General features: G+C 63.1%; 20 protein-coding genes. 8 read left to right on the top strand and 12 right to left on the bottom strand.

Features of this window, described 5'->3' with window-relative positions:
• Window positions 1-19: 19 nt before the first annotated feature.
• From AAFN55_RS23455 to AAFN55_RS23425, 7 genes are all read right to left on the bottom strand, one after another.
• Window positions 20-697: a zinc metallopeptidase gene (locus AAFN55_RS23455; RefSeq protein ID WP_347801401.1), complete on the bottom strand. Its 678-nt coding sequence runs from the start codon at window positions 695-697 to the stop codon at window positions 20-22.
• Window positions 698-717: 20 nt separating this feature from the next.
• The gene (locus tag AAFN55_RS23450) at window positions 718-1,128 is read right to left on the bottom strand and encodes a hypothetical protein (protein WP_347801400.1); all 411 of its coding nucleotides are present in this window, start codon (window positions 1,126-1,128) and stop codon (window positions 718-720) included.
• 94 nt (window positions 1,129-1,222) lie between these two features.
• Window positions 1,223-2,668, bottom strand: coding sequence for a homospermidine synthase (locus tag AAFN55_RS23445; RefSeq protein WP_347801399.1), 1,446 nt, complete (start codon window positions 2,666-2,668; stop codon window positions 1,223-1,225).
• Window positions 2,669-2,744: 76 nt separating this feature from the next.
• Window positions 2,745-3,671, bottom strand: coding sequence for a DUF3445 domain-containing protein (locus tag AAFN55_RS23440; protein ID WP_347801398.1), 927 nt, complete (start codon window positions 3,669-3,671; stop codon window positions 2,745-2,747).
• Window positions 3,668-4,342, bottom strand: coding sequence for an aminotransferase class IV family protein (locus AAFN55_RS23435; RefSeq protein WP_347801397.1), 675 nt, complete (start codon window positions 4,340-4,342; stop codon window positions 3,668-3,670). The genes AAFN55_RS23440 and AAFN55_RS23435 overlap by 4 nt, the downstream gene beginning before the upstream one ends.
• Window positions 4,291-5,448: an aminodeoxychorismate synthase component I gene (locus tag AAFN55_RS23430; RefSeq protein WP_347801396.1), complete on the bottom strand. Its 1,158-nt coding sequence runs from the start codon at window positions 5,446-5,448 to the stop codon at window positions 4,291-4,293. Before AAFN55_RS23430 ends, AAFN55_RS23435 begins: the two co-directional genes overlap by 52 nt.
• A 29-nt stretch (window positions 5,449-5,477) precedes the next feature.
• On the bottom strand, window positions 5,478-7,280 hold the full coding sequence (locus AAFN55_RS23425; RefSeq protein WP_347801483.1) for a M3 family oligoendopeptidase: 1,803 nt from the start codon (window positions 7,278-7,280) through the stop codon (window positions 5,478-5,480).
• A 188-nt stretch (window positions 7,281-7,468) separates the two neighbouring features.
• Between AAFN55_RS23425 and AAFN55_RS23420 the strand changes: the two genes are divergently transcribed.
• Together AAFN55_RS23420 and AAFN55_RS23415 are read left to right on the top strand one after the other, a co-directional pair.
• Complete coding sequence (locus tag AAFN55_RS23420) at window positions 7,469-9,001, top strand: sigma-54 dependent transcriptional regulator (RefSeq protein ID WP_347801395.1); 1,533 nt, start codon at window positions 7,469-7,471, stop codon at window positions 8,999-9,001.
• Window positions 9,002-9,247: 246 nt separating this feature from the next.
• Complete coding sequence (locus AAFN55_RS23415; RefSeq protein ID WP_347801394.1) at window positions 9,248-11,053, top strand: DUF882 domain-containing protein; 1,806 nt, start codon at window positions 9,248-9,250, stop codon at window positions 11,051-11,053.
• A 98-nt stretch (window positions 11,054-11,151) separates the two neighbouring features.
• Here the strand turns inward: AAFN55_RS23415 and AAFN55_RS23410 are convergent, their stop codons facing one another.
• Entirely contained in the window at window positions 11,152-11,802 is a 651-nt protein-coding gene (locus AAFN55_RS23410; RefSeq protein ID WP_347801393.1) for a 2-dehydro-3-deoxy-phosphogluconate aldolase, read from the bottom strand.
• Window positions 11,803-11,874: 72 nt separating this feature from the next.
• Complete coding sequence (locus tag AAFN55_RS23405) at window positions 11,875-12,774, bottom strand: N-acetylmuramidase domain-containing protein (RefSeq protein WP_347801392.1); 900 nt, start codon at window positions 12,772-12,774, stop codon at window positions 11,875-11,877.
• Between the two features lie 126 nt (window positions 12,775-12,900).
• Between AAFN55_RS23405 and AAFN55_RS23400 the strand changes: the two genes are divergently transcribed.
• Entirely contained in the window at window positions 12,901-13,827 is a 927-nt protein-coding gene (locus AAFN55_RS23400) for a rhodanese-related sulfurtransferase (protein WP_347801391.1), read from the top strand.
• 110 nt (window positions 13,828-13,937) lie between these two features.
• Window positions 13,938-14,672 (top strand): tellurite resistance TerB family protein, encoded by a 735-nt coding sequence (locus AAFN55_RS23395; RefSeq protein ID WP_347801390.1) that lies wholly within the window; start codon window positions 13,938-13,940, stop codon window positions 14,670-14,672.
• Between the two features lie 3 nt (window positions 14,673-14,675).
• Here the strand turns inward: AAFN55_RS23395 and AAFN55_RS23390 are convergent, their stop codons facing one another.
• Window positions 14,676-15,302: a TetR/AcrR family transcriptional regulator gene (locus AAFN55_RS23390; protein ID WP_347801389.1), complete on the bottom strand. Its 627-nt coding sequence runs from the start codon at window positions 15,300-15,302 to the stop codon at window positions 14,676-14,678.
• Window positions 15,303-15,437: 135 nt separating this feature from the next.
• Between AAFN55_RS23390 and AAFN55_RS23385 the strand changes: the two genes are divergently transcribed.
• From AAFN55_RS23385 to AAFN55_RS23375, 3 genes are all read left to right on the top strand, one after another.
• The gene (locus AAFN55_RS23385) at window positions 15,438-15,872 is read left to right on the top strand and encodes an ABA4-like family protein (protein WP_347801388.1); all 435 of its coding nucleotides are present in this window, start codon (window positions 15,438-15,440) and stop codon (window positions 15,870-15,872) included.
• A gap of 13 nt (window positions 15,873-15,885) precedes the next feature.
• Window positions 15,886-16,743 carry a hypothetical protein gene (locus tag AAFN55_RS23380; protein WP_347801387.1) on the top strand — a complete coding sequence of 286 codons (858 nt, stop codon included), beginning with the start codon at window positions 15,886-15,888 and terminating at the stop codon, window positions 16,741-16,743.
• A gap of 197 nt (window positions 16,744-16,940) precedes the next feature.
• The gene (locus tag AAFN55_RS23375) at window positions 16,941-17,699 is read left to right on the top strand and encodes an SDR family oxidoreductase (RefSeq protein ID WP_347801386.1); all 759 of its coding nucleotides are present in this window, start codon (window positions 16,941-16,943) and stop codon (window positions 17,697-17,699) included.
• A gap of 57 nt (window positions 17,700-17,756) precedes the next feature.
• Here the strand turns inward: AAFN55_RS23375 and AAFN55_RS23370 are convergent, their stop codons facing one another.
• Complete coding sequence (locus AAFN55_RS23370) at window positions 17,757-18,128, bottom strand: YciI family protein (protein ID WP_347801385.1); 372 nt, start codon at window positions 18,126-18,128, stop codon at window positions 17,757-17,759.
• A gap of 47 nt (window positions 18,129-18,175) precedes the next feature.
• A complete protein-coding gene (locus tag AAFN55_RS23365; RefSeq protein ID WP_347801384.1) occupies window positions 18,176-19,360 on the bottom strand; it encodes a pyridoxal phosphate-dependent aminotransferase in 1,185 nt (394 codons plus the stop codon).
• Window positions 19,361-19,442: 82 nt separating this feature from the next.
• Here AAFN55_RS23365 and AAFN55_RS23360 point away from each other — a divergent pair, with 82 nt between their 5' ends.
• Window positions 19,443-20,129: a GNAT family protein gene (locus AAFN55_RS23360; RefSeq protein ID WP_347801383.1), complete on the top strand. Its 687-nt coding sequence runs from the start codon at window positions 19,443-19,445 to the stop codon at window positions 20,127-20,129.
• Window positions 20,130-20,132 lie beyond the last annotated feature (3 nt).

Genomic DNA, 20,132 nt, shown 5'->3' with positions numbered 1-20,132 from the left:
CGGCTGTCGTTATGGTGCTTTATCGCAGGAGGCGTATCCAGCGCGCAAGGTTGACGAGCGTGATCAATGCGGCGGCGAGGTAGGTGAAGGCGGCCGCACGCAGCACGCTTTTTGCGGCAGGCATGTCGTCTTCCTGGAGATAGCCGCCGTCGCGCAGGATGGGCAGCGCCTTGCCGTAGCTCGCATCGATCTCGACGGGGAGGGTGACGAGCGTGAAGATGACGCGAACGGACAGAAGTGCGATGCCGACCGCGACGAGCGCTGCAAAGGCAAGCGGCGTTCGTGCAAGCGCGCCGAGGACCGGAGCCGCCACGAAAAAAACGCCCGCTGCCTTGTCCGTGAAGGTGGCTACCGTCGCCAGACGCTGGCGAAGCGCAAGCATGCGTTCGCTTCGCCCATGCTGGATGGCGTGCCCGACTTCATGTGCGGCGATGGCAACGGCGGCAATGGAGCGGCCATCATGGTGTGCCGGGAGAAGGCGCACCGTGCGGCTTTCCGGATCATAGTGGTCGCCGCTCTCGGTCGTTTCGACCGCAACGGTCTCAAGACCGAAACGGTCGAGCAGATGTCGCGCCAGTTCTCCGCCGGTGCCCTGAAGGTCCGGGCGCTCGACGCCATGGCGCGAAATCGCCATCCGCACCAGCGCCTGCGGAAGCAGGATGACGCCAAGAACGATGACGATCGCGAGGATAATCATCGCAAATGGCTTTTAGAGCTTCAAGCTGCGCCGCGACGAGCGAGCGAGAATTGCTGTCCCGAAGCACTGGTGCAGTTCAGGAGCGCCGGCGTTGCCATCAGGCAATTGACCTGAACCGTGCTCTGCCTGACCAGAGACCTCATGTTGATGGCGACGTTCGCTTGATCGCTCATCAGGTAGGTGCCTTCTGCTAGGCGATTGCCGGTGTCGGCAGCGACGGTCTCGAACGACCCTGCGGAGAAGCGCGACAGCGAGCTGCCGTCCGTGCTCATCCACTCGCCTTCCACACCGCCCGTCTGTGGCGCAACCGCGACCGGCCTGCCGCCGCCAGGTCCACCCATCGGAGGCTGACCGCCCATGCCCTGGCAACCTGCCAGCGCCATCGCGACAGCCATGACGGCGGTTGCGCGAAGTTTACCCGCATTCATCATGCCGATTGTCCTCTTCTCGGAACGACTGGTGATTCAATCGCCGTTTTCGGCGGCGAAAGCAAGGAGATGTGCCAAAGCGCCGGGGCGATAACGTCTATCTCACCAGAATGTTGCGGAACTGCCATGGGTCTTTTTCGTCGATATCTTCGGCGAAAAGTCCCGGTCGTCCGTCGAGCGGCGTCCAGTCGGTGTAGTAGCCCTTGACCGGTCCCAGATACGGCATTTGCACCTGAAGGCAACGGCGGTAGTCCATCTCGTCGGTCTCGACGATGCCCGCTTCGGGGTTCTCCAGCGCCCAGACCATTCCGGCGAGGACCGCGGACGTCACTTGCAGCCCGGTCGCGTTCTGGTGCGGCGCCAGTGCGCGCGCCTCTTCGAGCGAGAGCTGCGAGCCGTACCAATACGCATTCTTCTTGTGGCCGTAGAGCAGCACGCCGAGCTCATCTGCGCCGTCGATCAACTCGTCTTCGTCGAGCACGTGCTGGACAGACTGGGCCTTGCCCGCTGCGCCGAACATCTCGTGCATGGACAGGACCGCGTCGTTGCATGGATGATAGGCATAGTTGCAGGTCGGCCGGTACGTTGCCTCACCGTCCTTGTCGCGCACCGTGAAAAAGTCGCTGATCGAGATGGACTCGTTATGCGTCACGAGGAAGCCGTATTGCGGACCGGGCGTCGGACACCAGCTTCGCACGCGCGTGTTCGCGCCGGGCTGCTCCAGATAGATCGCCGACTTGTGGCCGTTCTTGAACTTTTTCGCGTTCTTGGGCATCCAGTTTTCGTGGGTTCCCCAGCCGAGTTCCGCCGGTTGCAGGCCTTCCGAAATGAAGCCTTCGACCGACCACGTGTTCCAGAAGGTGTCGAGCGGCTTGGGGTTGCGCGTGCGCTGCGTGTCGCGTTCGGCGATATGAATGCCTTTGACGCCCGCCTTCTTCATCAGCTTGGCCCAGCCTTCGCGATCGTCCTGACCCGGCTCGTCAAACTTCAGTTCGAGTTCGGTGGCCAGATCGACGAGTGCCTTCTTGACGAACCATGAGACCATGCCGGGGTTTGCACCGCAGCAGGATACGGCCGTCGTTCCGCCGGGATGAGCACGCTTTTCAGCGCGCACCGTCTCGCGCAACGCATAATTGGTGCGCGATGCGTTGTCGGCCTTGGTGTCGAAGTAGAAGCCGAGCCATGGCTCGACGACGGTGTCGATGTACAGCACGCCGAGCTTCCGGCAGAGCCTCATCATATCGAGCGAGCCGGTATCGACCGACAGGTTCACGCAGAAGCCCTGGCCTTCGCCTTCGGTCAGAAACGGCGTCAGAAGCTTCTTGTAGTTCTTCTCGGTGACATGCTCCTGCACGTAACGGATGCCGCGCTCGTCGAGTAGCGCGCGATCCTCGTCGCGGGGGTCGATCACGACCATGCGCGATTTGTCGTAGCGGAAGTGGCGTTCGATGAGTGGCAGCGTTCCCCGACCGATCGACCCAAAACCGACCATGATGATCGGGCCGGTTATTTCGCCATATATGGTCGGGTTGGTTTCTGCCATTTTTCAGAACTCCTGATTTTGTTGCGCAATGCCTCGGCTCAAACCACAGAACGATGTCACAATAAAGCGAAAAGCCCTAGTTCGTTGTCGACGCCAGTGCCCGCAGGCGTTCGGCAAGCCCGTCACGATCAGCGACCAGTCCCTTGTAGGCAAGTTGGTTGTGGTCAAGCAGGTCCAACTGGTCCGCGAATGAGTGGGCCAGTTTGGTTCCATCCGGATGCGAGGCGAGCCGGCGCATCGGATCGACAAAAATGCGGATCGTGAACAGGATGTCGCCTGATACGGGCAGCTTGCGCAGGGTCTGTCGCTCCACCCGAATGAAAGCTGCCGCGACGGGATCCTCGGTTGGAAACCACAGGGGTCTCTCTGTGCCCCGGACGTTGCGCTGCGTGTTCGTCAGGGGGTGATAGAGATCGGGACCGGCCTGAAGCGACCAGTTAAACCGCTGGACGGCCTGCCCTTGCAGATTGTCGAACATCCGCTCGATCAGACCGGCAGCGCGGGTGCCGCGTCCGAAATCGGGAACCGGCTCGTGGATATCGGCGAGCGGGCGGCCGAATTTCTCGCGCAGGTCCCAGGATGAGGGGAAGCAAAGCGATGCAGCCGCCAGTCTCCAGCCGTTCTCACCACGGCGCATGAGCACGAGGTCCTCCTGTACCAGCCGCGACGCGGTGACGAGAGGAGAAATTGTCGGAACGTTTTCCACGCGGATCGTGCGGTCGGCCGTGACAATGCGCAGTCCATTGCCCTCGCGAACATAGGTGTCCGGAAACCGTTGCGGCAGATGCTCGGCCAGCATTTGAAGCACTTCGGCTTGCGCGTCATGCGTATCGTTTTCCGCGACAAACACGTTCTCCGGTATTGTCGCGTAGAGCCTATCCTTCTCCGCAAGGTAAGCTCCAAGCAGATCGTCCACCTCGATCCAGTCGGGAAGGGCGAGGGGTTTCAGCCCGATTGTGAACGGTGCCGACGAGCCATCATATGGGGTGTGCTTGAGCCTCATGGTTGTAACGAACTTGCCAGGCGTGCTGGGATCAGGCCGCGCAGCGAATTGCCGACGAAGAGCGCTTCTGCGCCAGTGAGGTCGGAAACGGTCAACACGCGCTCTTCTGCGAATCCGGATGCGATCATCTCCGCGCGCAACACGCCGGCGAGAAGGCCGCTCGACAGCGGCGGGGTGTAGAGTTTGCCGTCGTCCAGCACGGCGAAGATGGTGGTGATGGTGCCCTCGCAAATCTCGTCGCGTTCGTTGCGCAAAAGCACTTCGTCGGCATCATGGATTGGAAACTCGCCACGCGCGGTTTCGTAGACTGCACGGCGGGAGGTCTTGTGGCGCAGGAGTCCGTCTGACGATGCGAGGCGCGTATCTGCGATTCTCACGGTCCAGACGGCATCGGCGGCCAATTTCGTATAGGCCCATGTTTCCAGACTGGTCGTGCCGTCATGCTGCAAGGTGAGGCGTACCCGACGCATCCCGGCGGTGCCGTCGAGCGGTGCAAGCGTGGCGTCTACGTCATCCTCGCGGCAGGCGAAACCGAGTTCGCGCGCGGAGGCTCTCAGCCTCGCCAGATGCAAGTCGCGACGGATCAGCCCGACGTCCGGCTCCCATCGCATCGTCTCGATCAGGTGAAAGCCGGAGCCTCGCCTGTCGCGAAGCGGCCCTTCAGCAGACATTCCTCATATTCTCCCTCAGCGGTGGAATCGAACACCACACCGCCGCCGATATTGTAGACGGCTTCGCCGTCGGGAAAGAGCGAGATCGTGCGGATCGCCACGCTGAAACGCATTTCACCCGTCGGGGCTATCCATCCGATCGCTCCGCAATAGACGTCGCGCGGCTTGTCCTCCAACGCGCGCAGGATTTTCATCACGCTGATTTTCGGTGCGCCGGTGATGGAACCGCATGGAAACAGCCCAGCCAGGATGTCCCGGAACGTCAGCCCCTCGATGAGGCGCGCGCGGACCCGGCTCACCATCTGGTGCACGGTCGGATAGCTCTCGACGCGGAAGAGTTCGGGCACGTCGAGCGTACCGACCTCGCTGATGCGCGAGATGTCATTGCGCAGCAGGTCCACGATCATCCGGTTCTCGGCCTGGTTTTTCGGGTCGTTGCCGAGAAAGGTCTTCAGCGCCTCGTCTTCCTGCGGGGTCTTGCCGCGTGGCGCGGTGCCCTTCATCGGAAGCGTCTCTATCCAGCGGTCGCGCGCGACCTGAAAGAACAGCTCCGGCGAACGCGAGACGACGATCGGCCCGTCGAGGTCGATGAAGGATGCGTACCGCACCGGCTGGCGCTGCCTCAGCGCATTGAAGACCGCGAAGGGATCGCCGCCCCAGCGCGCTTCTACCGGAAAGGTCAGGTTGCCCTGATAACAGTCGCCCTCGCGCAGATGACGATGCAGCCGCTCGAATTTTTCCGCGTAATGATCCGGTCCCCAGGTCGCCCTTGGCTCGACCAGAAAGGAATTGGTTTGCTCGTTGGCCCTGTCCCTGTCGAGCGTGCTCGTGTCGGCCGGTCCATCGAACACGCCGAAGCAGAGCAGCGGCGCGCGCCGGTTGGTCGGTAGGAGTGCTTTCAGTGCCGGGTCGAGCAAATAGCCGGCTTCATAGGAGATGTAGCCTGCCAGCCACTTGCCGTCCGCGCGCGCCTGCTCCACGCGATCGAGCGCGGGCAGAAAATCTTCAGCCGCCCACGCGACGATCATCGCGCCGGGATCGCTGAACAGCGTCTCCTGACCGTTCAGGTCATTGCGAAAATAAGCGCGCTTCGGCCGCGTAGCCATTCGGATTTACCAGTCGACCAGACCGCAGATCAGCTCTTGTCCAGCGCTTCCAGCTCGTCGATCAGATTTTCGATGACCGAGAGCCCCTTGTCCCAGAAGGCCGGATCCGACGCGTCGAGCCCGAAGGGCGCCAGCAACTCGGAATGGTGCTTGGTGCCGCCGGCCCTGAGCATCTCGAAATACTTCTCCTGAAAGCCGCTCTCCGCGTTCTGATAGACCGCATAGAGCGAGTTCACGAGGCAGTCGCCGAACGCATAGGCGTAGACATAGAAGGGCGAATGGATGAAGTGCGGGATGTAGCTCCAGAAGGTCTCGTACCCTTCGCGGATGCGGATCGCAGGTCCGAGGCTTTCGCCCTGTACGCTCAGCCAGAGTTCGCCGATGCGATCGGCCGTCAATTCGCCCTCGCGCCGTTCCGTGTGGATCTTGCGCTCGAATTCGTAGAACGCGATCTGGCGCACGACCGTGTTGATCATGTCCTCGACCTTCTGGGCCAGCATCGCCTTGCGTTCGCGGCGATCCTTCGTGCGGTCGAGCAGCGAGCGGAAGGTCAGCATCTCGCCAAACACGGAGGCGGTCTCGGCCAGGGTGAGCGGCGTCGAGGCCATCAGCGCGCCTTGCGGTGCGGCGAGGACCTGGTGCACGCCGTGACCGAGCTCGTGCGCGAGCGTCATCACGTCGCGCGGCTTGCCCATATAGTTGAGCAGGACGTAAGGATGCGCTGACGGAACGGTCGGGTGCGCGAAGGCGCCCGGCGACTTGCCGGGACGAACCGGCGCGTCGATCCAGTTCTTGTCGAAGAAGCCGCGCGCGATCTCGGCCATCTTCGGATCGAAGAGCTGATAGGCCGACAGCACGGTGTTGCGGGCCTCGTCCCAGCCGATCGTCGCCTTGGGCGTCTCGGGCAGGGGGGCGTTGCGGTCCCAGTGGTTCATCTGGTCCATGCCGAGCCACTTCGCCTTCATCGCGTAGTAGCGGTGAGACAGGCGCGGATAGGCATTGCGGACCGCCTCGGCCAGCGCATCGACAACCTCGCGCTCGACGCGGTTTGCGAGATGCCGGGAATCCGCGATGTCTTCGAAGCCGCGCCAGCGGTCGGAAATTTCCTTGTCCTTGGCGAGCGTGTTGGTGATGAGCGTGAAGGTGCGAATGTTGTCGCGGAAGGTCGCGGCGAGCGCTTCGGACGCCATCTGCCGCACCTTGCCGTCCGGGTCCTGCAGCTTGTTGAGGGTCGGTTCCAGCGCAAGCAGTTCGCCGCCCACGTTGAAGCGCAGCGCCGTCATCGTCTCGTCGAAGAGCCGATTCCAGGAGCCACGGCCCGTAATCGACTTCTCGTGGAAAAGCTGCTCGATGCGGTCCTCGAGCTGATAGGGCTTGTCCTTGCGCAGATCGAGCACCCATGGCCGGTAGTGGCCGAAGGCTGCGTCCTGATCGAGCGCAGAGCCGATGAGATCGTCGTCGATCAGGTTGAGTTCGAGCGTGAAGAACAGGAGCTTGGCGCTGGCATCGGTCAGCTTTTCCTGCACGTCGCCATAAAGTTTCGCCCGCTTCGGATCGGACGTGTCACCCGCATAGAGAAGCCCCGCATAAGAGCCGATCCGGCCCATGAGGTCTTCAAGCGCCTCATAGTCCTGAACCGCTTTGCCGAGGCCGCTCGCAGGCCCCTTCGAAGCTTCGTCAGCCAGCGTACCCTTCCAGCGGTCTTCGAACGCAGCCGCGTCCTTCGCTACGCTCAAGAGGTCGCGCTTCAGTTCGGGCGCATCCATGCCCGAGTAGAGATCGGCCAGGTTCCACTCCGGCAGATCGGTGAGCGCCTGCGCGCCTTCCGTCATCGCGTAAAGCGGCCGTGGGGTGGGGGCTCGATCGAGGTGAGACGTCATCCAGCAGGCTCTTATCATTCGGTTTTTGGCAAATCCGGCAAGGAATCGTTCACCTGATTTCTTGAACGCTTGTTTATGCCGCTGTGCCAAGTTGATCCAATACATATACGTTCAGCGTAGCGATATTCTGCGAAAGTTCCATGGCCCGTTCCGTACTCATTGTCGACGATGATCCCGTCCAGCGCCGCATCGTCGAAGCGGCTGTTTCCAAATTTGGTTACGAAGCCATTGCCGTCGATGGCGGTGAGGCCGCCCTGACGGCCATGGACGGACCGCGTGGCCGCGACGTCGGCGTCGTCATCCTCGATCTGGTCATGCCTGGTGTGGACGGCCTCGAAGTCCTCAAGCGCATGCGCGAACGCGAGATCGGCATCCCGGTCATCGTTCAGACCGCCAAGGGCAGCATCGACACCGCCGTTTCGGCGATGCGCGCGGGGGCGTTCGACTTCGTGGTCAAGCCCGCCTCGCCGGATCGCCTGCAGGTCGCGCTCGCCAATGCGATGAAGGTGGAGGCCTTCGAGGGCGAAGCCAAGCGCACCCGCAAGGGTGCGGCCGGCGCGCTGAGCTTCAAGGACCTTGTCACGGGCAGCCCGAGGATGGAGCGCGTCATCGGGCTCGCAAAGAAAGCCGCCGCATCGAACATCCCGATTCTGATCGAAGGCGAATCGGGTGTCGGCAAGGAACTCGTCGCGCGCGCGATCCAGGGATCGAGCGACCGCAAGGGTAAGCCGTTCGTGACCGTCAACTGCGGTGCGATCCCGGACAATCTGGTCGAGAGCATCCTGTTCGGCCACGAGAAGGGCTCGTTTACCGGCGCGACCGAGAAGCATGCCGGCAAATTCGTCGAGGCGAACGGCGGCACGCTGTTCCTCGATGAAATCGGCGACCTGCCGCTCGACGTCCAGGTGAAGCTGCTGCGGGCAGTGCAGGAAGGCGAGATCGATGCCGTCGGCGCGCGTTCGACCGTGAAGGTCGACATCCGCCTGATATCGGCAACCCATCGCGACCTGCTGCAAAGGGTCAAGGATGGCGAGTTCCGCGAGGACCTTTTCTACCGGCTCAACGTCTTTCCGATCCACGTGCCGCCATTGCGCGACCGCCGCGAAGACGTTCCCATGCTGGTCCAGCATTTCATGGCGAAGGTAGGCCCCGCCGAATCACGTGCCAGGATTTCGGGGATATCCGCCTCCGCGATGGCGATGCTGAAGGCCTATGACTGGCCCGGCAACATCCGCCAGCTCGAAAACGCGATCTTCCGCGCCGTCGTGCTGTGCGAGGGGCCTGTCCTGACCGCCGACGAATTTCCGCAGATCAAGGCGCAGGTCGATGGGATCGATACCGCTGCGCTCGCCAGCGCCGAGGAGGAGGTCGTCTCCACGGGCGAAACGGAGCACGCTTCCGCAGTGCCGGTGATCGGAGATCGGGCCGAATCAGCGGACCCTGCTGCTCCGACCGATCATTTCGGGCTGCTGCGCGCGCTGGACGAGCGCGGAAACGTCAGGCCCCTTGCGGACCTTGAAAACGAGATGATCAAGCTCGCCATCGACCGCTACAACGGCCAGATGAGCGAGGTTGCCCGCCGTCTCGGCATCGGAAGATCCACGCTTTATCGCAAATTGAAGGAGATGGGCATCGATCCGGACGCTGGCCGTTCCGATCGTCTGGCATCTTGACGAGGCACCCCAAACCACTGTTATGAATTGATTTACCCTGTGCAGGCTTGTGGACAAGCGCCACGATGTCGCCACGGTCTTATCGCATTCGTGCTTCAATAAGCGGGGATTAACCATTAGGAATAATACTCGGGTCACGATCATGCCCGAGATTCCGTTCCGGGGACCAATCAACAGCCGATAAGGCGTCGCGTTTTGAGCATTCTAGACCGAACTGACACATTGCGCCGGTTTGAGGGGAATTCCTTGCTGAAATTGCTGGGTTGCCTCGCTGTCGCACTCTTCGTTTCGATCTCCGCTGCGGTCCCGGCCAAGGCCGAAACCCGCTCGTTGAAGCTCTATTTCATCCATACGAAAGAGCGAGCCGAGATCACCTACAAGCGCAATGGCCGCTACGATCAGCGCGGCCTTGACCAGATCAACCGCTTCCTGCGCGACTGGCGTCGCAACGAACCTGCGAAGATGGACCCCCGTCTTCTCGATCTCGTGTGGAGCGTCTACAAGTCGGTCGGCGCCCGCGATTACATTCATGTCGTGTCCGCCTACCGGTCGCCCGCGACCAACAAGGCGCTGCGCGGCCGCTCATCGGGTGTCGCCGAGAAAAGCCAGCACATGCTCGGCAAGGCGATGGATTTCTATATCCCGGGCGTGAAGCTCTCGACGCTGCGCGCGGCAGCCTTCAAGGCCGAAGGCGGCGGCGTCGGCTACTACCCCAAATCCGGGTCGCCCTTCGTCCATCTGGATGTCGGCAACGTCCGTTCCTGGCCGCGCATGAGCCGCCCGGAACTGATGGCGCTCTTCCCCGATGGCAAGACGATCCACGTTCCGACGGACGGCAAGCCGCTGCCCGGCTTCAATCAGGCGCTGGCAGCCTACGAATCGCGCAAGCGCAGCGGTGGCGACATCCAGGTCGCAAGTGCCAACTCACGCTCCGGCTCCGGTCGCGGCCTTCTCGCCACGCTCTTCGGTGGAGGCGGCGGTGCCGATGACGAAGAGGATTCGTCGCCCGCAATGGCCGCGGCGCCCTCGCGTGCACCGACGCCGGCCGCGGCAGTTCCGCAGCAGCCGGCAGCCCAGCCCGAACCGCAGGCGGAAACGCCCGAGACGATCATCGCCTCCTTGCCCGCACGCAGCGTGCCGCTGCCTGGCGCCGCGCCCCGTCCGATGATCGATGTCGGCGCGACAGCATCCGCTCCGCTGATCGCCGGCCTGCCGGCGGCGCAGGTTCCGCCAACCGCCGATCCACTTGCAGTGGAAGCCGAGACCGAGGTTGCGCTCAACATTCCGCTTCCGACGCGCCGCCCGAACTATACCGCTGAGCCGATGCAGGTTGCCGCGGCCGAACAGCCCGATCTGCCGATCTCCGCGATCGCACCGGAGCGCCGTCGCGCCGGATCGGACGCGATTTCCGACATGCTGGCCATGACTGCCAGCGAGGCGCGCGCCGACGTGGTGATCAATGCGCCCGTTCCGGGGCTCCGTCCCAGCGAAGGCCTGGACGTCAATGACGGCATGCAGGTCGCGTCCGTCTCGCCGTCCGAGGAAACCTCGGGCGATGTGTTCGTACTGGCATCGCTTCCGACGACGACGGCTGCGTCCCGTGAAGAGGTGACTGCGGTTGTCCCCGCGGAGCGTCCGAGTGCAAGCTCGACGCAGCCGGCCAGGGATGGTCGCATGGCCTCGCTCAGCGCTTCGCCGCGTGTGGCGGTCATCGGCCGCGAAGCCGGAGCGGATGCCGCGTCGGCGCTCGAATCGGGTGTGCGCACCACGGCGAAGTCGGGCAAGCCCCGTGCAGACGAAGCCCGCCGCGATCCCAAGTCCGTTCTCGTTCCGGTCGAGCACGATCTCACTCGCTGGGCTTTCAAGCGTGAAGTCACCGTCGAGACGGCTGGCGGCACGAAGCAGCCTGCCGAGGCGTTCGACATGGTCCGCACAGCGCCGCAGGCGGTCTACACCGCAGGCTTCCAGCAAGGCGCACCGACTGCCAGCGCCGACCGCTTCAGCGGCAAGGCCGTCACCTTCATGTCGGTCGCAAAGTTCGCCACCAACTGACGCCAATTCGCCGGGCGAAAGCGCCCGGTCCATGAGACGAAAACGCCGGCTCCGATAATATCGGGCCGGCGTTTTGCGTTTCTGCGGCAGCTTGGGTTTTATGCGCGCGTGAGTCCCGCCGCCTCGCGTGCCAGCGCTTCGATCTCGTCCCATTTGCCGGCTGCGACGAGGGCGTCGGGGGCGATCCAGGAGCCGCCGACGCAGATGACGTTGGGCAGCGACAGGTAGTCGTCCGCGTTCTTCGCACCGATGCCGCCCGTCGGGCAGAAGCGGACGCCGGCCAGCGGCGAGGACAGGGCCTTGAGGAAGGCCGCGCCGCCGGCCTGTTCTGCGGGAAAGAATTTCAGCAGCGAATAGCCGGCATCGCCTGCGGCCATGATCTCGCCGGGCGTGATAGCGCCCGGGAGAAGCGGGATTGGGCTCGCCGCCGCAGCGTCGATCAGGGCAGGGGTCAGGCCGGGGCTGACGATGAAGCGCGCGCCGGCGGCGACAGCCTGGCTGAACTGTTCCGGGTTGAGGATGGTGCCCGCGCCGACGATCGCTTCGGGCACGGCATCGGACGCCGCCCTGATCGCATCGAGCGCGACCGGGGTGCGCAGCGTGATCTCGATCGCCGGCAGTCCGCCGCGGGCAAGTGCGCGCGCAAGCGGAACGGCGTCCTCCAGGCGATCGATCTTGAGGACCGGGATGACCGGCTGGCCCGTCATCACGGGCAAAAGCTGCTCGGTTTTCTGTCCGGCTGATCGCATCGGGAAGCTCCTGTCTAAATCGATTTAGGATCGCCCGCATCTACCAGAGGCGGGCAATCCTGTCCACGTTGCTTACCGTGTGCTTGCCTTGTGGGTCAAACGCTTGCGACCCGTGCGCAACCGCCGAAAGACACGCGTTATCCAGCCGGGCATCGACGGTACCCAACGCTCATCTGAAAGGGCCGCACGGGTCGCCTGGCCGACAATGCCATCGACAACGAGGCCCTTGTCGCGCTGGTAGTCACGTACGGCTCGCTCGGTCTGCGCTCCGAAGATGCCGTCGATGGCCAACACGATTCCGCGTTCTGCGAGCGCGGTCTGGACGAAGACGACGTCCTTGCCGCGTGCGCCACGCCGGAGCAAAGCGGTCTTCTGTGCCGGTTCCTGCATCTTTTCGTAGCGGGCATAAGCTCGCGCGAGTTTCGTGTCGTATTCGTTGCGGCGATAGCCGGGGCCATTGTAGCCGCGGGCGAAGCTTGCCCAATCCCGGTTGCGCAAGGCGTCGGCAAGGCCGGCTTTTACGATATAGCGGGTCATCAGGCGCAACTGCCCGCCGACGCCGCTGCGTGCCTGGGCAACCAACGCCTCGACGGTCGCAAAGCCGAGCCACGCCCAGTGCGCACCCATCACCTGGCCGATGCCCCATGATACGGATTCGTAGGCCGCCGCGCGGTCGATCGCGGCGGCGCGTTCGAGCAGTTTCCAGCGTGATGCTTGCGAGGCGGGGTTCGCGATCGCGCCCGCAGTCGGCGATGCAAGCCCTTCCGCGCGGGCGCGATCGCGTTTCGTTCCTGTCAGCCGGCGGTCGAAATAATGGCCTTCGAAGCGGATGAGCGGCTCCACCCGCCCGCCGATCATGGCATGCGTGCGCAGCCCGCTCTCGATATGCGCCACCGCCGCCAGCGCTGCAGTCTCTATGCCGATCTCGCGCGCTGCCGTCTCGATTTCCTTCAATGTCGTCGTGTCGAACATGCTCTCAGCCTCCGTTGCGTTCGGCGACATTCTCCACGCGCTGGCGAGGGGGGTGGATAAGTTCGTTGCAAATTGCTTTTCGGCGTCATCTTGAATCGGCCGCGCTGCGGCGCTAGGCAACGCCGCATGATCGAAAATTCCAACCCGTCCTTCCTCGTCGCGGCGCTCTATCGCTTCGCCTCGCTACCCCAATGGCGCGAGATGCGCGCGCCGTTGACCGCTTTTTGCAGCGCGCGGGATATCAAGGGCACCCTGCTTCTGGCGCATGAGGGGATCAACGGGACCGTCGCGGGCGCGCCTGCGGCGATCCGCGAACTGATCGCGCATCTCGATGCGATGCCGGAACTGGCGGGCATCGACGTGAAATACAGCGAGGCAGCGGACATGCCTTTCCACCGCATGAAGGTGCGGCTGAAGAAGGAGATCGTGACGATGGGCGTGGAGGGTCTCGACCCGTCGCGCGACGCGGGCGCGTATGTCGAGGCCGGAGACTGGAACGCCCTCGTTTCCGATCCGGCCACGATCGTCATCGACACGCGCAATGGCTACGAGGTCGCGCTCGGGACCTTCAAGGGGGCGCTCGATCCGGCGACGTCGAGCTTCAGCGAGTTTCCCGGCTGGGCACAGGCACACCGCGACGAACTGGCCGGGCGCAAGGTGGCGATGTTCTGCACCGGCGGCATACGCTGCGAGAAAGCGACCGCCTATGTGCGCTCGCTCGGCATCGAGGAGGTGTTCCACCTCAAGGGCGGCATCCTCAAATATCTGGAAGAGGTTCCGCAAGATCAGAGCCTGTGGGAGGGCGAGTGCTTCGTCTTCGACGAGCGCGTGTCGGTGACGCACGGCCTGCGTCAGGGCGAGGCGGAACTGTGTCGCGCATGCCGCCACCCCCTGACGGCTGAGGAAAAACTGTCACCGCACTTTGTCGAGGGCATTTCGTGCCATCGCTGCCACGACAGCCGCAGCGATGCCGACCGCGAGCGCTATGCCGAACGCCAGCGGCAGGTCGAACTGGCCGAAAAGCATGGCCGGGCCCCGCATATCGGCGGCTGATCCGTGGATTTTGCCTGGCGACATTGCAATGGACACACGGCCCGCCTACCTCTGACGAACCATTCGCGCCGTCCGGCGTTGCATGGACGTCAAAACTTATGGAGGCGAGGATGTTTGATCCCAAGAAGCTGCTGGACGATCTGCTGGGCTCGAAAGTGCCGGGCACGCAGGGCACGGTGAAGGATAAGGCCGGGCAGGCGGTCCAGATGGCAAAGGACAATCCGCTCGCCGCCGGCGCGCTTGCCGCGGTTCTGCTTGGCACCGGCACGGGCCGGGCAGTGACCGGCTCGGCGCTGAAGCTGGGCGGCATGGCCGCCGTTGCCGGTCTCGCCTACAAGGCCTATCAGAATTACCAGGCCGGCAAGGAGCCGGGAGCCGCGCAGCCCGGTACGCCCGCCGAGCAGGAGCAGGTGCTGTTGCCGCCGCCCACCGATACCCCTTTCCACCCGTCTCAGGCGCCCCAGGGCGAGGCCGAGTTTGCTCTCGTCATCGTCCGGGCCATGATCGCGGCGGCACGCGCCGATGGCCATATCGACGACGCCGAGCGCAGCAAGATCGCCGACAAGCTGAAGCTGGCTGGCGTGGGCGCGGAAGCCGAGCAGTTCATGATCGCCGAACTGGAGCGTCCGGTGGATCTGGATTCGCTGGTCAGTGCCGCGCAGACCGACGCTCAGAAGGCGGAACTCTACACCGCATCGCGGATTGCCATCGAGCCCAAGACCCGCGCCGAGCGCGGCTATCTCGACATGCTCGCCGGTCGTCTTGAACTGCCTGACCCGCTGGTGGATCACATCGAAGCGACGGTGTCCGAGGCGAAGACCGAACAGACCAGTTCGGTCTGGTAGCAGTCATGCTTCCTTCGGGCTGATCAGGGCGCGCAGAATTCCTGTCAGGTCCTGCTCGAGTTCGTCATCGCCCTGCTGGGCGAGAAGTTTCAAACGCTGCGACAGAAGCAGGTCCGAAAGCCCGTGGACGACCGACCATATCGCCGCGACCTGCTGGCGTCCCTTTCGGGATGACAGCGGGTCGTCGCCGTGGAAAGCCGCGACGCTGTCGACGAGCTGATCGAAGGCGGCGGATGCCGCCTTTTCCAATGCCGGATTGCCGTAGTCCGGCTTGCGCGAGGAAAACATCAGTCCGAAGAGCGCGGGATTGGCGCGTGCGAATGCCACGTAGCCCAGACCCGCCGCGACCATGCGGCCTTCCGGCGTCTGATCTGGCGAGGCATCCATCCGTGCCTCGATTGCGGCATGAAACCTCTGATAACCTTCCCCTGCCAAAGCCGAGAGAAGCCCGGTGGTGTCGCCGAAGTGATGTGCGGGTGCAGCGTGCGATACACCGGCGCGCTTGGCACACCCGCGCAGTGTAAAACCCTCGGGACCCTTTTCCGCCAGTTCGTCTTCCGCCGCCTTGAGAAGCGCGCGGCGTAAATCGCCGTGATGGTAGGTCTCGCGAGCCTTCAGGTCATCGGTCATGCGGTCCAGCCCCTGCATCGTTCATAAATGCCATGCCCCATCCGCCTCGAGAGGGCAATCTTTCCATCGGAAAAATCAATCTTGACATAGGAAAGATTTATGATGATCTTGTTGCGTCAAGAACGGAGCAAGACGATGAATCCCGACACGATCTTCGGCCTGAGCGGTCCTGTCGCCATTGTGGGCTGGCTGGCGCTGATCGCGAGTCCATGGCTGCCGACGGTTGCCGAAAGGGTTGCCGGTCTCGTCATTCCCGCCCTCCTGTCGGTCGCCTATACCGGCTTGATCCTCGCGTTCTGGAGCAGCGCCCAGGGCGGATTCGACACGCTCGACAATGTCGCCTTGCTTTTCGAGAGTCGCGAAATGCTGCTCGCGGGTTGGCTGCACTACCTCGCCTTCGATCTCTTTGTGGGTGCATGGATCGTGCGGACCGCACGGGCCGACGGCATTTCTTTCTGGTTCGTCCTGCCGTGCCTGCCGCTTACGTTCCTGTTCGGCCCGGTGGGATATCTGGCTTTCGTCTCGTTGCGCATGGTGCTGCCCACCCGTCGTCAGGCAGTCGCGTCGTAAGCAGGAGGAGGACATGAGCATGACCGTGGCGACGATCGATCAAACACTCGTCGAGACGGTTGAGCGGCGTTGGTCGCTGGAAGCCCTTACGCGTCACGAACCGGCTCTCGCTTCGGTCGGCCTTCTCATGCTGGCTATCATGCCGCCGACATTATTTGCCATGCTGGTGGACGCACGCACAATCCAGGGCGTGAATGTCTGGATGAAGCCGTTCAAGTTCGAGATGGCGCTCGCAGTCTACGTGCTGACGCTCGTCTTCTTCGCGCGCTATCTGTCGGAGGGTGTTCGGCAGCGTCGTTGGTACCGCGTCTATATCGGCGCCGTCATAGCCGCGATCGTTCTGGAGGTCGTCTGGATCGGCGGTGCGGCCGCGATCGGCACGTCCTCACATTTCAACCGGACGCCGATCGGAGACATCATCTACTCCGCCATGGGTGCGGCCGCAGTGTTGCTGACATCCGCCTCCGCCGTCTTCGCCTGGCAGATAGCCCGCAATCGTCAGACGACTCTCGCGCCTGCGCTGAAGGAGAGCGTCGTGATCGGTCTCGCTCTGGTGCTGCCATTCACGCTGTTGACCGCAGGCACGATGAGTTCGATGAGCTCGCATTTTGTCGGCGGGTCAGGAGCGGGCGTCGGCGGGTTCCCGCTCATGGGATGGGCGCGCGATCGCGGCGATCTGCGCGTCTCGCACTTCTTCGCCACTCACGCGATGCACTTCGTCCCGGCATTCGGGTTGTTGTCCGTCGCAATGTTCGGCGGCGATGAGCGCCGCCCTGTGAGACTGTTCGCTCTGGCTTTCGTCATCCTGGTCGGTTTTACATTCATGCAGGCGCTGGCCGGGAATCCGTTCCTGCCGTCGATCGGGGGATGAGTTTGTCGTTAACCAATGGTTAAGACATCGGGTTCACTCTGGTGTCAGTCGGATCGGCTTCTCCTCCTCCCAAGCGCGATTCAGATCAAAGGGCGGTCTCCCATGGCCGCCCTTTCTTTGGCGGCGAATGACCGCTTTGCCTTGCCATCCCGTCTCCCATCTGCAAATCAACATGCTGCAAAGAGGGAGGTACGTTAATGGCTGAAGGACAGATCGCACTCGTAACCGGTGCAGGAAGCGGTATCGGCAAGGCAGTCGCAACCGCGCTCGTGCAGGATGGCTGGCACACCGTTTTCACCGGCCGCAGGCTCGACAAGCTCGAAGAAGCAGCATCCGCAGCGATTTCTTCCGGCTCGGGAAAAGCGCTGCCGATCGCTTGCGACGTTTCCAAATCCGACGAGGTTGATCGTCTTTTCCAGCGCATCAAGTCGGAGTTCGGACGGCTCGATCTTCTCTTCAACAATGCCGGCATGGGCTACAAATCCACCACGATCGACGAGATTCCGGTCGAGGTCTGGCACGACGTGGTCGGTGTCAATCTGACCGGCTCCTTCCTGTGCGCGCGTGGCGCATTTTCCATGATGCGCCACCAGGCGCCCATGGGGGGCAGGATCATCAACAACGGTTCGATCTCCGCCTATGCGCCGCGCCCGGGCTCGGTGCCCTACACGGTGACGAAGCACGCGATCACCGGCCTGACGAAGACGCTCGCGCTCGACGGGCGTCCGTTCGACATCGCCTGCGGCCAGATCGATATCGGCAATGCGCTGACCGAGATGGCCGCGCCGATGACGAAGGGCGTTCCGCAAGCGAATGGCGACATCGCCGTTGAAGCGGTGATGGACGTGGGGCGCGTTTCCGACGCGGTGCGCCATATGGCGAGCCTGCCGCTCGACGCCAATGTTCTGTTCATGACGGTCATGGCGACCAAGATGCCGTTCGTCGGTCGCGGATGATTGTTATCGGGCGGATCGGCGGGAGCCGAACATCTCGGAACCCGTCGATCTGCCGGATTACCCCTGCACCGCGTTACCCGGCAGATAGAACGTGATCGGGCGAATTTCGTAGACTGCGGAGGTGTTCACGCGCCGCAGGTCGCGCGCTGACTCGATCGCCTCCTCGAGAGACGCGCATTCGAGCACATAGAGGCCGAGGAGCTGTTCCTTGGTTTCGGCGAACGGACCGTCGATGACCATCGCGTCGGCGGACCCGCGCAAGGTGACTGCCTTGCCCGTGAAATCGAGCCGTGCCGCAGGACCGAGCGTTCCCTTCTCGTTGATCCGCTCATGGGCCTCCATCAAGCGGTCCATCAGCACATTGTCCTGCTGTGGCGTCATGGCGGTGATGGCACTTTCCTCATGATAGGCGAGTATGGCGTAGAGCATCGGACGTCTCTCATCGTTGGGTTTGCTGCGGGGCTGCGAGTGTCCTCTTATTTCACCAGAAAGGCATGCATGCGCTCCAGCGCCCGCAGAATGTTCTCTTCCGAATTCGCGTAGGACAGACGCAGGTAGCCCTCTCCGAGGACACCGAAGTCCGGGCCGCTGATCAGGGCAACGCCGGTTTCGTCGAGCAGCGCATTGGCCAGTTTCTTTGCCGGCCATCCCGTTCCAGACACGTTGGGGAATGCGTAGAACGCACCCTTCGGCGTGATGCATGAAACGCCGGGCAGGCCGTTCAATCCCTCGACGACGATCTTCCGGCGACGATCGAACGCCTTCATCATCGTCGCGACCTCGTCTTGCGGGCCGTCGATCGCGGCGATGCCCGCGAACTGGCTCGGCGCATTGACGCACGACCAGCAATTGACGGCGAGCTTTCTGACCTTGTCGTAGAGATATCCGCTTTCCGCCGAATTCGGCCAGATCGACCAGCCCATGCGCCAGCCGGTCATCGCCCAGGTCTTCGACCATCCGTTGAGCACGATCAGCCGGTCGCGGATTTCGGGGAACCGGAGCAGCGAGGTGTGCTCCTCCCCGTCATAGGTCATGACGTCGTAGATCTCGTCGGACATGATCGCAACATGGGGGTGCCGCTCCAGACCCTTCACGAGTTTCTCGATCTCGGCGCGCGGCGTGACGCCGCCTGTCGGGTTCGCAGGCGAATTCAGGATTAGCAGGCGCGTCGCCGGCGTGATGAGCGAAAGCGTCTCGTCGGCAGAGAACGCGAAGCCGTTCTCCTCGCGGATCGGAACGGGCACAGGCCGCGCGCCGGTGAATTCGATCATCGAGCGATAGATTGGAAAGCCCGGATCGGGATAGAGGATGTCAACGCCCGGGGCGCCGAACATGAGGATCGCGGCGAACATGGTCGGTTTTCCGCCCGGCATGATCATCACGGTTTCGGGGGAAACCTCGATGCCTGTCGTGGTGAGCGTCCGGCGCGCGACCGCCTCGCGGGTGGCAAGCAGGCCCGTGGCGGGCGTGTAGCCGTGATGGCCATCGCGCAGCGCCTTGATCGCCGCCTCGACGATGTGGTCGGGCGTGCGGAAGTCCGGCTGTCCGATGCCGAGATTGATGACGTCCTTGCCGGACTGCGCCAGTGCCGTCGCACGCGCGAGCACCGCAAACGCGTTCTCCTCGCCTATCCGGTCGAAAGCGTCGATCGTTTGGAGCATCAGGGCGGCCTTTCGTGGTTCTTGGCGTGGAGACGTGTTTTTGTGAGCGTCCCGCCCGATTTGTCAATCACAGGAACGCCCGATGGAAACCGAACTCAGCACATGGACGCCTCGCGAAGGGCCGTCGATCGCGACGATGGAGGGGCGATATGTGCGCCTGGAACAGTTCGACGCCGCAAGGCATGGCGATGGTCTCTACCTAGCTTCCGCGACGGACGACAAGGACGATCGCTTTAGATGGCTGTTCGAGCAACCTGCCGAGACGCGCGATGCGTTCCAGGCCTGGATCGACAAGGCGACCGCATCGAGCGATCCGCTGTTCTACACGGTCATAGACAAGGCGAGCGGCAAGATCGCCGGCCGGCAGAGCTATATGCGCATCGATCGCACGTTCGGCGTGATCGAGATCGGCAACATCTTGTGGAACCCGCCGGTCGCCCGCAAGCCTGCCGCGACGGAGGCGCTTTATCTGTTCGCCAGACACGCTTTCGACGACCTCGGCTACCGCCGCTTCGAATGGAAGTGCAATGCCGACAACGAACCGTCGCGGCGCGCGGCACTTCGCTTCGGCTTCGACTTCGAGGGCATTTTCCGCCAGCATATGATCGTCAAGGGCAAGAACCGCGATACGGCCTGGTTCGCGATGATCGACAAGGATTGGCCGACGATACGCCGCGCCTTTGAGGAGTGGCTTGATCCGTCGAATTTCGATAGTGAAGGGCGGCAACTGAAGCGGCTCGAGGATATTCGAACCTCGATTTCCAGTTAGGCG

This window comes from Mesorhizobium sp. CAU 1732 (assembly GCF_039888675.1).
Taxonomy (GTDB): domain Bacteria; phylum Pseudomonadota; class Alphaproteobacteria; order Rhizobiales; family Rhizobiaceae; genus Aerobium.
This window is presented reverse-complemented; position numbering and strand designations above follow the sequence as displayed.

Coding starts and splice junctions, on each gene's coding strand:
- AAFN55_RS23455 (WP_347801401.1), bottom strand. CDS start 697: ATGATTATCCTCGCGATCGTCATCGTTCTTGGCGTCATCCTGCTTCCG.
- AAFN55_RS23450 (WP_347801400.1), bottom strand. CDS start 1,128: ATGATGAATGCGGGTAAACTTCGCGCAACCGCCGTCATGGCTGTCGCG.
- AAFN55_RS23445 (WP_347801399.1), bottom strand. CDS start 2,668: ATGGCAGAAACCAACCCGACCATATATGGCGAAATAACCGGCCCGATC.
- AAFN55_RS23440 (WP_347801398.1), bottom strand. CDS start 3,671: ATGAGGCTCAAGCACACCCCATATGATGGCTCGTCGGCACCGTTCACA.
- AAFN55_RS23435 (WP_347801397.1), bottom strand. CDS start 4,342: ATGTCTGCTGAAGGGCCGCTTCGCGACAGGCGAGGCTCCGGCTTTCAC.
- AAFN55_RS23430 (WP_347801396.1), bottom strand. CDS start 5,448: ATGGCTACGCGGCCGAAGCGCGCTTATTTTCGCAATGACCTGAACGGT.
- AAFN55_RS23425 (WP_347801483.1), bottom strand. CDS start 7,280: ATGACGGAAGGCGCGCAGGCGCTCACCGATCTGCCGGAGTGGAACCTG.
- AAFN55_RS23420 (WP_347801395.1), top strand. CDS start 7,469: ATGGCCCGTTCCGTACTCATTGTCGACGATGATCCCGTCCAGCGCCGC.
- AAFN55_RS23410 (WP_347801393.1), bottom strand. CDS start 11,802: ATGCGATCAGCCGGACAGAAAACCGAGCAGCTTTTGCCCGTGATGACG.
- AAFN55_RS23405 (WP_347801392.1), bottom strand. CDS start 12,774: ATGTTCGACACGACGACATTGAAGGAAATCGAGACGGCAGCGCGCGAG.
- AAFN55_RS23400 (WP_347801391.1), top strand. CDS start 12,901: ATGATCGAAAATTCCAACCCGTCCTTCCTCGTCGCGGCGCTCTATCGC.
- AAFN55_RS23395 (WP_347801390.1), top strand. CDS start 13,938: ATGTTTGATCCCAAGAAGCTGCTGGACGATCTGCTGGGCTCGAAAGTG.
- AAFN55_RS23390 (WP_347801389.1), bottom strand. CDS start 15,302: ATGACCGATGACCTGAAGGCTCGCGAGACCTACCATCACGGCGATTTA.
- AAFN55_RS23385 (WP_347801388.1), top strand. CDS start 15,438: ATGAATCCCGACACGATCTTCGGCCTGAGCGGTCCTGTCGCCATTGTG.
- AAFN55_RS23380 (WP_347801387.1), top strand. CDS start 15,886: ATGAGCATGACCGTGGCGACGATCGATCAAACACTCGTCGAGACGGTT.
- AAFN55_RS23375 (WP_347801386.1), top strand. CDS start 16,941: ATGGCTGAAGGACAGATCGCACTCGTAACCGGTGCAGGAAGCGGTATC.
- AAFN55_RS23370 (WP_347801385.1), bottom strand. CDS start 18,128: ATGCTCTACGCCATACTCGCCTATCATGAGGAAAGTGCCATCACCGCC.
- AAFN55_RS23365 (WP_347801384.1), bottom strand. CDS start 19,360: ATGCTCCAAACGATCGACGCTTTCGACCGGATAGGCGAGGAGAACGCG.
- AAFN55_RS23360 (WP_347801383.1), top strand. CDS start 19,443: ATGGAAACCGAACTCAGCACATGGACGCCTCGCGAAGGGCCGTCGATC.